Source organism: Vibrio sp. D173a, assembly GCF_030248475.1.
The window spans coordinates 19,389-32,729 of the sequence record NZ_JAHGAH010000065.1; the positions used below are offsets into that span (position 1 = coordinate 19,389).

Sequence of the window (13,341 nt, forward strand, 5' to 3'; positions counted from 1 at the left end):
ACCCAATCATCATGATTGGGTAGGCTTTTTTTGTCCAAAGACACCTTTGGCCTTGAGGTTATATAATGGAAAAAGTTCCAATGACACTACGTGGCGAACAATTGCTACGTACCGAGCTTGATCGTCTACTAAAGCTTCGCCCGCAAATTTCAGAAGCAATCGCAGAAGCGCGTGAACTAGGCGACTTGAAAGAAAACGCTGAATACCACGCAGCTCGTGAAGAGCAGGGTATCTGTGAAGCACAAATTCGTGACATTGAATACAAACTGTCTGTTGCTCAAGTAATTGACGTAACATCGATGGACAACACTGGTAAGGTGATTTTTGGCTCAACCGTAACTCTGATTGATTGTGATACGGAAGAAGAGAAAACCTACCAAATCGTGGGTGACGACGAAGCAGATATTAAAGCAGGTCGTATCTCAATCAGTTCTCCAATTGCTCGTGGCCTGATCGGTAAGATGGAAGGTGACGAAGTGGTTATTCAAACCCCTGGTGGTGCGAAAGACTTCGAAATTGACAGCGTTGAGTACATCTAATTAGGCGATGCTGTCTATTCGCTGATGTAAACAGTAGATGCAAAAAAGGTCGCGCATGGCGACCTTTTCTTCTTCCGCTGCGTAAGTAGGGATTACTTACGTGGGATTTCGATTTTACGCTCTTCAGACTGGCGGTATAGCACAAGTACTTTACCAATTGTCTGCACTTTTTCAGCGCCCGTTTCACGTACGATAGCGTCGATGATCAGCTGTTTTGTCTCACGGTCTTCTGATGCAACTTTAATTTTGATCAGTTCGTGGTGGTCAAGAGCGATTTCAATTTCTGCTAGCACGGCTTCTGTAAGTCCATTTGCGCCCATTAGCACAACAGGTTTTAAACTGTGAGCTAGGCCTTTAAGGTGCTGCTTTTGTTTGGTGCTTAGGTTCATTACGCGGCCAATTTTCTTTAAAATAAGGGTTGAAAAAAGCTATTTTAACGCCATCTATTGCTGAAGACTATAATTTATTGAGTAATAGGTTGAGCCTATTAAAACAATAGCTCCTAATTACGCCTTGTTGGGATTAAAATGAGTAAACAAAAACATTCGGCTAGTTCTGGTCGTTGGTTGAAAGAACACTTTTATGATAAATACGCAAACGAAGCTCGTAAAAAAGGCTTCCGTTCTCGTGCTTATTTCAAAATTGAAGAGATCCAAACGAAAGATAAATTGTTGAAATCTGGGATGACTGTCGTCGATTTAGGCGCCGCTCCAGGTGGATGGTCTCAATATGCTGCTAAGATAATAGGTGAAGAAGGTCAAATCATTGCATGTGACTTATTGCCTATGGATCCAATCGCTGGCGTAAGCTTCCTACAAGGTGACTTTCGTGACGAGGCAGTATTAGATGCTCTGTTAGAAAGAATCCAACCTTCAATGGTGGACGTAGTAATGTCTGACATGGCGCCTAACATTGCTGGTAATAATTCTGTAGATCAGCCACGAGCTATGTATTTAGTTGAATTGGCTTTAGATATGTGTCGACAAGTTCTAGCACCTAATGGTAGCTTTGTCGTAAAGGTTTTCCAGGGTGAAGGCTTCGATCAATTTGTGAAAGAAGTCCGAGACATGTTTAAAGTCGTAAAAATCAGAAAACCAGACTCATCGCGAGCTCGCTCACGAGAAGTCTTTGTTGTAGCCACTGGTTACAAAGGTTAACTATTTCGCTCGTTTAGAGCATGGTTAACACTATAGCTACAGGTAATGAACTGTAGTACCCTACCTTTAATTACAATTAGTTATCGAGAGGCTGACACCTTGAGTGACATGGCAAAAAATTTAATTCTGTGGCTTGTTATCGCTGTCGTATTGATGTCGGTATTCCAGAGCTTTGGCCCTGGAGAAAGCAATGGCAGAACCGTGGATTACACCACGTTTGTACAGGAAGTTGGCCAAGGCCAGATTCAAGAAGCAACTTTTAAAGACGGTGAGATTAGCTTTGTTCGTCGCGGCGGCGGTGCCAAAATGGTTACTTACATGCCGGTGTATGATCAAAAGCTTCTGGATGACCTAATTAATCAAAACGTGAAAGTGCAAGGTACGCCTCCTGAAGAGCAAAGCCTACTTGGCACAATTTTCATCTCTTGGTTCCCTATGATCTTACTGATTGGTGTATGGATTTTCTTCATGCGTCAAATGCAAGGCGGCGGCGGTAAAGGCGCTATGTCTTTCGGTAAGAGCAAAGCTCGCATGATGAGCGAAGAGCAAATCAAGACTACTTTTGCCGACGTTGCTGGTTGTGACGAAGCAAAAGAAGACGTAAAAGAACTTGTTGATTACCTGCGTGACCCAAGCCGCTTCCAGAAGTTGGGCGGTAAGATTCCAACGGGTGTTCTAATGGTTGGTCCTCCTGGTACTGGTAAAACGCTTCTAGCGAAGGCCATTGCCGGTGAAGCAAAAGTACCGTTCTTTACTATCTCTGGTTCTGATTTCGTAGAAATGTTCGTAGGTGTTGGTGCATCTCGTGTGCGTGACATGTTTGAGCAAGCGAAGAAAGCAGCACCTTGTATCATCTTTATCGATGAGATCGATGCGGTAGGTCGTCAGCGTGGTGCTGGTGTTGGTGGTGGTCACGATGAACGTGAACAAACCCTAAACCAAATGCTGGTTGAGATGGATGGTTTCGAAGGTAACGAAGGTATCATCGTTATCGCAGCAACTAACCGTCCTGACGTATTGGACCCTGCGCTATTGCGTCCTGGCCGTTTTGACCGTCAAGTGGTTGTTGGTCTTCCAGACGTACGTGGTCGTGAGCAGATCCTTAAAGTACACATGCGTAAAGTGCCTCTAGCGGGTGACGTAGAGCCTTCTCTAATCGCGCGAGGTACTCCAGGTTTCTCTGGTGCTGACCTAGCAAACTTAGTAAACGAAGCTGCATTGTTTGCTGCGCGTGGTAACAAGCGCAACGTTTCAATGGTTGAGTTTGAACTGGCGAAAGACAAAATCATGATGGGTGCAGAGCGCCGTTCGATGGTGATGTCTGAAGAAGTAAAAGAGTCAACAGCTTACCACGAAGCAGGTCACGCGATTGTTGGTCGCCTAGTTCCGGAACACGATCCAGTGTACAAAGTGTCTATCATTCCACGTGGTCGTGCATTGGGTGTGACTATGTACCTACCTGAGCAAGACCGTGTGAGTATGTCTCGCCAACACCTAGAATCAATGGTTTCTAGCTTGTACGGTGGTCGTCTAGCGGAAGAGCTGATCTACGGTGCTGACAAAGTATCGACAGGTGCATCGAACGATATCGAACGTGCAACAGACATCGCTCGTAAGATGGTGACGCAGTGGGGCTTCTCTGAGAAACTTGGTCCGCTTCTGTACGCGGAAGAAGAAGGTGAAGTGTTCCTTGGTCGTAGTGTGACACAGACTAAACACATGTCTGATGACACAGCGAAGCTGATCGACGACGAAGTTCGTAAGATCATCGACCGCAACTATGACCGTGCGAAGAAAATCTTGGAAGATAACATGGACATCATGCATGCGATGAAAGATGCGCTAATGAAGTATGAGACCATTGATGCTGGCCAGATTGATGACCTAATGGAGCGTAAAGCTGAGCTCCGTGAACCTGCTGGTTGGGGCGACAAGCCAAACAAACCAGAAGATAACGATAAGCCTCAAGCGAAGCCTGAAGTAAAAGCAGAAGAGAAGCCAGTTGAGCCTACAAAACCTGTAGAGCAATCAACGTCTCAAGAAGCGACTTCAAGCGAAGCGCCAGAAAAGAAAGACTCTGAATAAAGAGTAGTCTTTGATAACAAACCCCGAGTTAAGCTCGGGGTTTTTGTATCTGTTGTGATTATTAACGCTATGATTATTAAAGCAAACAACAAATCTCTCGATCTTTCTCGCCCTCATGTTATGGCAATCCTCAATGTCACGCCTGACTCATTTTCTGATGGTGGTAAATTTAACTCACTTGAATTAGCGCTTGCTCAAGTTGAGAAAATGATCGCCGCTGGTGTGAGCATCATCGATATCGGTGGTGAATCAACACGACCAGGTGCCCCTGATGTTGAATTAGAAGAAGAACTGCAACGTGTGATTCCTGTTATCCAAGCGATACGTGATAAGCACGATGTTTGGATTTCTGTTGATACCAGTAAAGCTGAAGTGATGCGTCAAGCGGTTGCTGCTGGTGCAGACCTTATTAACGATGTTCGTGCGCTTCAAGAGCCAGGAGCATTAGAGGTAGCAGCAGAAGCTAAGTTGCCAATTTGCCTGATGCACATGAAAGGCCAGCCACGTACGATGCAAGCCAATCCTCAATACGATGATCTGATGGGGGATGTCTCTGCATTCCTTCAAGAACGAATTGCTGCTTGTGAGGCTGTGGGTATCGATAAGTCTCAACTTATCCTTGACCCAGGTTTTGGTTTTGGCAAAACCATAGAACACAATTATCATATGCTCGCTCATCTCGATAAGTTCCATGAATTTGGCTTGCCAATCCTTGCTGGTATGTCGCGTAAATCCATGATTTTCAAGCTGTTGGATAAGCCAGCGGCTGACTGCACCAATGCGAGTGTCGTCTGTGCGACTATCGCGGCGATGAAAGGCGCGCAAATTATTCGAGTTCATGACTTTGAAGAAACCATTGAAGCAATGAAAGTGGTTGAGATGACGAACAAAAATATCTAAAAGAATTAAGGAAAGTTTCATGTCTGATAAAAGACGTTATTTCGGTACTGATGGCGTACGCGGTAAAGTTGGACAATACCCAATTACTCCAGATTTTGTACTGCAGCTTGGCTGGGCAGCTGGTCGTGTACTAGCGAAACAAGGCACAAAAAAAGTTATCATCGGTAAAGATACGCGTATCTCTGGTTACATGCTTGAATCTGCTCTTGAAGCCGGTCTTGCCGCTGCTGGCCTGAAAGCAACCTTTACTGGTCCAATGCCAACCCCAGCGGTTGCTTACCTAACGCAAACCTTCCGAGCTGAAGCGGGCATCGTTATTTCAGCTTCTCACAACCCATACTATGATAACGGCATCAAGTTCTTCTCATCTGAGGGTACTAAGCTTCCGGATGATATCGAGCTTGCTATTGAAGCTGAGCTAGATAAAGACATTGAATGTGTGGAGTCTGCTGAGCTTGGTAAAGCAACCCGCCTGAACGACGCGGCTGGTCGTTACATCGAGTTTTGTAAGAGTACCTTCCCATCAGATCTTAGCCTAGCGAACGTGAAGATTGTGGTTGATTGTGCCCATGGTGCTACTTACCACATCGCTCCTAACGTATTTAAAGAGCTAGGTGCTGACGTTGTTGCAATGGGCGTTGAGCCAAACGGTACTAACATCAATGCTGAAGTTGGTGCGACAGACGTTCGTGCGCTACAAAAACGTGTTGTAGAAGAGCAAGCTCACCTAGGCCTTGCGTTCGATGGTGACGGCGACCGTATTATCATGGTTGACCACTTGGGCAACAAGATCGATGGCGACCAAATTGCTTACATCATCGCTCGTGATGCACTGCGTCGCGGCGAACTAAAAGGCGGTGTCGTTGGTACGCTAATGACTAACCTAGGTATGGAAAATGGCCTGAAGCAATTGGGTATTCCGTTCGTACGTGCTGCGGTTGGCGACCGTTACGTGATGGAGCAACTACTTGCTAAAGGTTGGAAGATCGGTGCTGAAAACTCAGGCCACGTTATCTTGCTAGATAAAGTGACTACTGGTGACGCTATCGTAGCAGCGTTGCAAGTGCTTGCTTCTGTTGTCGGTAGCGAAATGACATTGCACGACCTGTCTCAAGGTATGACGCTTTACCCACAAGTACTAGAGAACGTACGTTTTGCTGGTGAAAGCAACCCACTTGAAGCGCAAGCAGTGCTAGACTCAGTTGCAGAAGTAGAAGCAGAGTTGGGCGACAAAGGCCGAGTATTACTACGTAAATCAGGCACTGAACCACTTATTCGTGTAATGGTGGAAGGTGAAGATGCGGAACTTGTTCAAAGCTCTGCGCTTAAGATTGCAGAAGCTGTAAAAGCAAGTTGTTAATCATTGCTTTAACCCATTTTGCGAGAGGAAAGGGCAACTTTTGCCCTTTTTTTGAGCGCTTAATGCGTTGGTGGTGACTTTTTACTAATTTTCCCTTGTCAGCGTTACTGGCTTTCGCTAGTATTGCTCCACCTCCCGTTAGGAGGTCGCTAGCCTTGTTCATAAATAAACACGATTGTTTTTGAACGGCGCTGGCTCAACAATTTGGAACATAGGTGGAAAAAAATGTTTTCAGTTCTACTTGTGATTTACCTGTTGGCGGCGCTTGGTGTGATTGGCCTTGTGTTGATTCAACAAGGTAAAGGCGCAGATATGGGAGCCTCGTTCGGTGCAGGTGCTTCAAACACAGTGTTTGGTGCAAGCGGCTCAGGTAATTTCTTAACCCGAACAACTGCTATTTTAGCAACCGTATTTTTTATCGTTAGCTTGCTACTTGGTCGTATGTCTACGCACAAGACTGAGTCACAATGGGTAGACCCAACACTAGGTCAACCAGTTGTAGAACAAGTTAAAGATGCAGCAAGTGAAGTTCCAGCACCTACAGGTGATGAGATTCCACAATAAGCTGTAAAGGTTTATGTAGCCGAGATGGTGAAATTGGTAGACACGCTAGCATGAGGTGCTAGTGCCTTAGGTGTGAGGGTTCGAGTCCCTCTCTCGGCACCATGAATTTACAAACTTGTAAATCACTTAGTTGAGCGTATAATGCTCAGCAAGGCGGACGCGGGGTGGAGCAGCTTGGTAGCTCGTCGGGCTCATAACCCGAAGGTCGTCGGTTCAAATCCGGCCCCCGCAACCAATCTCTTCTTTTATATGGAAAGAATGATTCGATTGGCAAGTTTGCACAGTGCTAACCACACTGTGAGTTAAGAAAAGCAGTTTTTGGCTATTCTTAACGTATCAGGGTCCAGCAGCATAAAACCCCGACTTTCGGGGTTTTTTGTTATCTGAGTTTTTGTAATTTAACTCAGATCACTGCTTGGTTTTTTGATTGGGCTCTGAGCCCTTTTTTTGTTTCTGGAGTGGTTCAAATGACTGGTTTAGAAAGACAACTTACTGAAATGCTTGAAGCTCCTGTAGAAGCAACAGGCTACGAGTTGGTTGGATTAGAATTTATTCGTGCGGGTGCGCACTCAACGTTGCGTATCTACATCGACCATGAAAATGGTATCAACGTAGATGCCTGTGCAGAAGTTAGCCATCAGGTAAGCGCAGTATTAGACGTTGAAGATCCAATTTCTGTTGCTTACAGCCTAGAAGTTTCTTCTCCAGGCTTAGAAAGACCACTTTTCAAAGCAGCACATTACGAGCAATTTATTGGTCACGAGGTCAGCATCGTATTGAAAATGGCTGTTGCAAACCGTCGTAAGTGGAAAGGTATTATCCACAGCGTTGATGGTGAGACAATTGCAGTTACTTGTGAAGGGCAACAAGAAGAGTTTGCTCTAAGTAACATTTCAAAAGCTAACCTGATCCCTAAATTTTAGTTCCCTAAAAAATTTGAAGCTTAGAGGCTAAATACAATGAGTAAAGAAATTTTAGCGGTAGCAGAAGCGGTATCGAACGAAAAAGCGGTACCTCGTGAGCGTATCTTTGAGGCTCTTGAGATTGCTCTAGCAACTTCTACAAAGAAAAAGTACGAAATCGAAATCGATGTACGCGTAGCTATCGACCGTAAAACGGGTGAGTTTGAAACATTCCGCCGTTGGTTGGTTGTAGAAGATGTTGAAAACCCAACAAAAGAAATCTCTCTAGAAGCTGCACAATACGAAGATGCAGACATTCAACTAGGTGATTTCGTAGAAGACGATATCCCATCGGTTACATTCGACCGTATTACGACGCAAACTGCTAAGCAAGTTATCGTACAAAAAGTACGTGAAGCTGAGCGTGCGCAAATCGTAGAACAGTTCATCGACAACGAAGGTGATTTGATCACTGGTGTTGTTAAGAAAGTAAACCGCGAGACGGTTGTACTTGATCTTGGTAACAACGCAGAAGCGGTAATCCTACGTGATGACCAACTTCCTCGTGAAAACTTCCGTCCAGGTGACCGTGTTCGTGGTCTTCTGTACAAAGTTGCTCCTGAAGCGCGTGGTTTCCAACTGTTCATCACTCGTTCTAAGCCAGAAATGCTGGCTGAACTGTTCCGTGTAGAAGTGCCAGAGATCGCTGAAGAAATCATCGAACTTAAAGGCGCTGCACGTGATCCAGGTTCTCGCGCTAAGATCGCTGTTAAAACAAACGACAAGCGTATCGACCCTGTAGGTGCGTGTGTTGGTATGCGTGGTGCACGTGTACAAGCAGTATCTGGTGAGCTTGGTGGTGAGCGTATCGATATCGTTCTTTGGGACGATAACCCAGCTCAATTCGTTATCAACGCAATGGCACCAGCTGATGTTGCTTCTATCATCGTTGATGAAGATGCACACTCAATGGACATCGCTGTTGAAGCTGACAACCTAGCGCAAGCTATCGGTCGTAACGGTCAAAACGTACGTCTAGCATCTCAACTAACTGGTTGGGAACTGAACGTAATGACTGTGGCAGATCTTCAGAAGAAACACGCTGAAGAGTCTCAAGCGTCTATCGAAAACTTCATGAAGTACCTAGACATTGAAGAAGACTTCGCTCAACTGCTTGTTGAAGAAGGTTTCTCAACGCTAGAAGAAATCGCATACGTTCCAGTTAATGAACTGCTAGACGTAGACGGCCTAAACGAAGAGCTTGTAGAAGAACTTCGTAGCCGTGCGAAAGACGCACTAACGACAATTGCTCTAGCGCAAGAAGAGTCTTTTGAAGGTCTAGAGCCTGCTGAAGACCTACTAGGCCTTGAAGGTCTAGAGCGTGAGATGGCATTCAAGTTGGCAGCAAAAGGTGTAGCAACACTAGAAGATCTAGCCGACCAAGGTATCGACGATTTAGAAGGTATTGAAGGCCTGACAGAAGAACGCGCAGGTGAGCTTATCATGGCTGCACGTAACATCTGTTGGTTCGGCGAAGAAGCATAATATCAGCAAGGAGGAAGCGGCATGACACAATTAACAGTTAAAGCTCTGAGTGAAGAGATTGGTACTCCAGTCGACCGCTTAATGGAACAACTTGCTGACGCTGGCATGAACAAAGCGAGTTCTGACCATGTATCGGATGAAGAGAAGCAAAAGCTTCTCTCTCACCTGAAGAAAGAGCACGGCGATAAGTCGGGCGAATCTGAACCTACTAGACTGACGCTTCAACGTAAGACTCGTAGCACGCTAAGTGTTGCAGCAGGTGGCGGCAAAAGTAAGGATGTTCAAGTAGAAGTGCGTAAGAAGCGCACATATGTGAAGCGCAGCACTATCGAAGACGACGCAAAACGTGAGGCTGAGGAAGCAGCAAAACGTGAAGCTGAAGAGCTTGCGAAGCGTGAGGCTGAAGAACAAGCCAAACGTGAAGCTGCAGAGAAAGCACAGCGCGAAGCCGATGAGAAAGCGAAACGTGAAGCGGATGCAAAACGTGAAGCTGAAGAAAAGGCAAAACGCGCACAAGCTGATAAGGCTAAGAAAGAAATGAATGCAAAAAACGCGGATGCTAATACGCAAGCGAAGAAAGAAGCTGACGAGCTAAAGCGTCGTCAGGAAGAAGAAGCCCAACGTAAAGCTGAGCAAGAAGCGGCTAAGCTAGTTGAAGAAGCTCGTAAACTTGCAGAAGAGAACGAAGCTCGTTGGTCTGAAGAAGAGACTAAAAAGAAAGAGCTTGAAAACTCTGACTACCACGTAACTACTTCTCGTTACGCTCGTGAAGCTGAAGATGCAGCTGACCGTAAAGAAGAAGGTGGTGCTCGTCGTAAGAAGAAGAAACCAGCAAAAGAAGAGCAATCACGCGGTGGTCGTAACCAACGTGGTGGCAAAGGCCGTAACAAAGGCAAACTTGCTAAGCCAACTTCAATGCAACACGGTTTCGATAAGTCTGCGACTGTAGCAAAACAAGACGTAGTAATCGGTGAGACAATCGTTCTTTCTGAACTTGCTAACAAGATGTCGGTTAAAGCGACAGAAGTTATCAAAGTAATGATGAAGATGGGCGCTATGGCGACTATCAACCAAGTGATCGACCAAGAAACAGCACAACTTGTTGCTGAAGAAATGGGTCACAAGGTAGTTCTTCGTAAAGAGAACGAACTGGAAGAAGCAGTACTATCTGATCGTGATACAAACGCAGAAGCAGTACCACGCGCTCCAGTAGTAACAATCATGGGTCACGTTGACCACGGTAAAACGTCAACACTTGACTACATCCGTCGTACTCACGTTGCTTCAGGCGAAGCGGGTGGTATCACACAGCACATCGGTGCTTACCACGTTGAAACTGACAACGGCATGATCACGTTCCTTGATACTCCTGGACACGCGGCGTTTACTGCTATGCGTGCTCGTGGTGCTCAAGCGACAGATATCGTTGTTCTTGTAGTTGCAGCAGACGATGGCGTAATGCCACAAACAGTTGAAGCGATCCAGCACGCGAAAGCGGCAGGCGTTCCTCTGATTGTTGCTGTGAACAAGATCGATAAAGAAGACGCGAACCCAGACAACGTTAAGAATGAGCTAGCTCAATACGACGTAATCCCTGAGGAATGGGGCGGTGAGAACATGTTCGTTCACATCTCTGCTAAACAGGGTACAAACATCGACGGTCTTCTAGAAGCAATCCTTCTTCAATCTGAAGTTCTAGAGCTTACAGCTGTAGCAGAAGGCATGGCATCTGGTGTTGTTGTTGAATCTCGTCTAGACAAAGGTCGTGGTCCAGTAGCAACAGTACTTGTTCAATCAGGTACGCTAAACAAAGGCGATATCGTTCTTTGTGGTCAAGAATACGGCCGTGTTCGTGCAATGCGTGACGAACTAGGTAAAGAAATCACAGAAGCTGGTCCATCTATCCCTGTAGAGATCCTAGGTCTTTCAGGTGTACCATCTTCAGGTGATGAAGCAACAGTAGTACGTGACGAGCGTAAAGCGCGTGAAGTAGCGAACTACCGTGCTGGTAAGTTCCGTGAAGTGAAACTTGCTCGTCAGCAGAAATCTAAACTAGAGAACATGTTCTCTAACATGACTGCTGGTGAAGTTGCTGAACTAAACGTAGTACTGAAAGCTGACGTACAAGGCTCTGTAGAAGCAATCGCAGACTCTCTACTGAAACTGTCTACTGACGAAGTTAAAGTGAACATCGTTGGTTCTGGCGTTGGTGGTATTACTGAGACTGACGCAGTTCTTGCAGAAGCTTCAAACGCAATCATCCTTGGCTTTAACGTACGTGCGGATGCATCTGCTCGTCGTGCGATTGAAGCAGCAAGCGTTGACCTACGTTACTACTCAATCATTTACCAATTGATTGACGAAGTTAAACAAGCAATGGGCGGTATGCTTGCTCCAGAATTCAAGCAAGAAATCATTGGTCTTGCTGAAGTACGTGACGTATTTAAGTCACCGAAACTGGGCGCAATCGCTGGTTGTATGGTTACTGAAGGTCTAATTAAGCGTAACAACCCAATCCGCGTTCTACGCGACAACGTTGTTATCTACGAAGGCGAGCTAGAATCACTTCGTCGCTTTAAAGATGACGTTCAAGAAGTTAAGAATGGCTACGAGTGTGGTATCGGCGTTAAGAACTACAACGATGTTCGCGTTGGCGACCAGATCGAAGTATTCGAAATCGTTGAAATCAAACGTACTCTAGACTAATTGACTAAAATTACTAACCGTCTGAAAGACAAACAGTAATTGGTTGTTGAATACACCATGGGGGGCTGGCTTGACCATCCCCCCATTCTTTCTATTTAAGAGAATGAATATGTCAAAAGAATTTAGCCGCACGCAGCGCGTATCACAGCAGCTGCAAAAAGAACTTGCGATGATCCTTCAACGTGAAGTTCGTGACTCTCGCTTAGGCATGGTTACGATTTCAGACGTAGAAGTGTCACGCGATCTTGCTTACGCAAAAGTATTCGTTACTTTCCTATGTGTGGGTGAGCAAACGCCAGAATCATGCCTAGCAGCACTACGTGAGCACGAAGTGCACATCCGTATGATGCTTGGTAAGCGTATTCGCCTACGTCTAACGCCTGAAATCCGTTTCTACTACGACAACACACTAGTAGAAGGTATGCGTATGTCGAACCTAGTTTCTGAAGTTGTTAACGAAGATAAACGTAAACAACAAGATTCAGGTCGTGAAGAAGATCAGGCAGGGGAAGAGTAATGGCTCGTCGTCGTAAAGGTCGTCCAATTAATGGCGTTATCTTGTTGGACAAACCAACAGGTATTTCTTCCAATGATGCACTGCAAAAAGTAAAACGTATTTTCTTTGCTGAAAAAGCAGGTCATACGGGTGCATTGGACCCACTAGCGACGGGCATGTTGCCAATCTGCTTAGGCGAAGCAACTAAGTTCTCTCAGTTCTTGTTGGATTCAGACAAACGCTATCGCGTAATCGCAAAGTTGGGTGAGCGTACTGATACGTCTGACTCTGATGGCGAAGTGGTAGAGACGCGTCCAGTTGACGTGAACCTTGAGAAGTTAGAAGCGTGCATCGACACGTTCCGTGGTGAATCAGACCAAGTACCTTCAATGTTCTCTGCATTGAAATACCAAGGTAAGCCATTGTACGAGTACGCTCGTAAAGGCATTGAAGTGCCACGTGAATCTCGCAAGATCACCGTATACGAAATCATACTTCACCGCTTTGAAGGTGACGAAGTTGAGATGGAAGTACACTGCTCGAAAGGCACTTACATCCGTACTATCGTTGATGACCTAGGTGAAATGCTTGGTTGTGGTGCACACGTGACCATGCTTCGTCGTACGGGTGTTGCTAAGTACCCATACGAAAAAATGGTGACGCTAGAACAACTTAATGAGTTACTTGAGCAAGCACATCGCGATGAAGTAGCACCGAAAGAGTTGCTTGATCCACTGCTGTTGCCAATGGACACTGCCGTTGAAGATTTGCCTGAGGTAAACCTAAACGCTGAGCTAACCAACTTAGTACAACACGGTATGCCAGTGCAGGTACTGGGTGCGCCAGAGGGTACGCCAATTCGTATGACTTCTGGTGAAGATAAGCTGTTTATTGGCGTTGCTGAAGTGAACGACGATGGAAAAGTGGCACCAAAACGTTTGGTGGTTTTCCGCGACGAAGAGTAACTTCACTAAGCTCTAGAAAATACCGGCGATAATGCCGGTATTTTTATATTGCGCGGGTGAGGAAACTTCCCTATAATTCGCGCTTCGCGTAGCGGCTGAATCAGAGATTGGCTGCTACAACT

General features: G+C 45.7%; 12 protein-coding genes and 2 tRNA genes. 13 read left to right on the plus strand and 1 reads right to left on the minus strand.

Annotated elements, in window-relative coordinates:
- Positions 1-65: 65 nt before the first annotated feature.
- Entirely contained in the window at positions 66-539 is a 474-nt protein-coding gene (greA, locus tag KIV40_RS07500) for a transcription elongation factor GreA (RefSeq protein ID WP_005530343.1), read from the plus strand.
- A gap of 92 nt (positions 540-631) precedes the next feature.
- On the opposite strand, the gene yhbY is transcribed toward greA, so the two are convergent.
- A complete protein-coding gene (yhbY, locus tag KIV40_RS07505; protein ID WP_005425257.1) occupies positions 632-928 on the minus strand; it encodes a ribosome assembly RNA-binding protein YhbY in 297 nt (98 codons plus the stop codon).
- Positions 929-1,066: 138 nt separating this feature from the next.
- Between yhbY and rlmE the strand changes: the two genes are divergently transcribed.
- From rlmE to truB, 12 genes are all read left to right on the plus strand, one after another.
- A complete protein-coding gene (gene rlmE / locus KIV40_RS07510; RefSeq protein WP_285348546.1) occupies positions 1,067-1,696 on the plus strand; it encodes a 23S rRNA (uridine(2552)-2'-O)-methyltransferase RlmE in 630 nt (209 codons plus the stop codon).
- 108 nt (positions 1,697-1,804) lie between these two features.
- On the plus strand, positions 1,805-3,781 hold the full coding sequence (gene ftsH / locus KIV40_RS07515; RefSeq protein WP_285348548.1) for an ATP-dependent zinc metalloprotease FtsH: 1,977 nt from the start codon (positions 1,805-1,807) through the stop codon (positions 3,779-3,781).
- A 69-nt stretch (positions 3,782-3,850) separates the two neighbouring features.
- The gene (folP, locus tag KIV40_RS07520) at positions 3,851-4,681 is read left to right on the plus strand and encodes a dihydropteroate synthase (protein ID WP_228174576.1); all 831 of its coding nucleotides are present in this window, start codon (positions 3,851-3,853) and stop codon (positions 4,679-4,681) included.
- 19 nt (positions 4,682-4,700) lie between these two features.
- Complete coding sequence (gene glmM, locus KIV40_RS07525; protein WP_285348549.1) at positions 4,701-6,041, plus strand: phosphoglucosamine mutase; 1,341 nt, start codon at positions 4,701-4,703, stop codon at positions 6,039-6,041.
- A 225-nt stretch (positions 6,042-6,266) separates the two neighbouring features.
- Positions 6,267-6,605, plus strand: a complete 339-nt coding sequence (gene secG, locus KIV40_RS07530) for a preprotein translocase subunit SecG (protein ID WP_005530332.1) — start codon at positions 6,267-6,269, stop codon at positions 6,603-6,605.
- 18 nt (positions 6,606-6,623) lie between these two features.
- Positions 6,624-6,707, plus strand: a tRNA-Leu gene (locus KIV40_RS07535).
- Between the two features lie 56 nt (positions 6,708-6,763).
- Positions 6,764-6,840: transfer RNA gene (locus KIV40_RS07540), tRNA-Met, on the plus strand.
- 232 nt (positions 6,841-7,072) lie between these two features.
- Entirely contained in the window at positions 7,073-7,528 is a 456-nt protein-coding gene (gene rimP / locus KIV40_RS07545) for a ribosome maturation factor RimP (protein ID WP_005530330.1), read from the plus strand.
- Between the two features lie 36 nt (positions 7,529-7,564).
- A complete protein-coding gene (nusA, locus tag KIV40_RS07550) occupies positions 7,565-9,052 on the plus strand; it encodes a transcription termination factor NusA (protein WP_005530328.1) in 1,488 nt (495 codons plus the stop codon).
- 21 nt (positions 9,053-9,073) lie between these two features.
- On the plus strand, positions 9,074-11,758 hold the full coding sequence (gene infB, locus KIV40_RS07555; RefSeq protein ID WP_005530326.1) for a translation initiation factor IF-2: 2,685 nt from the start codon (positions 9,074-9,076) through the stop codon (positions 11,756-11,758).
- Positions 11,759-11,867: 109 nt separating this feature from the next.
- Positions 11,868-12,275: a 30S ribosome-binding factor RbfA gene (gene rbfA, locus KIV40_RS07560; protein WP_005431935.1), complete on the plus strand. Its 408-nt coding sequence runs from the start codon at positions 11,868-11,870 to the stop codon at positions 12,273-12,275.
- Positions 12,275-13,219 carry a tRNA pseudouridine(55) synthase TruB gene (gene truB, locus KIV40_RS07565; RefSeq protein WP_285348550.1) on the plus strand — a complete coding sequence of 315 codons (945 nt, stop codon included), beginning with the start codon at positions 12,275-12,277 and terminating at the stop codon, positions 13,217-13,219. Before rbfA ends, truB begins: the two co-directional genes overlap by 1 nt.
- Positions 13,220-13,341: the final 122 nt, after the last annotated feature.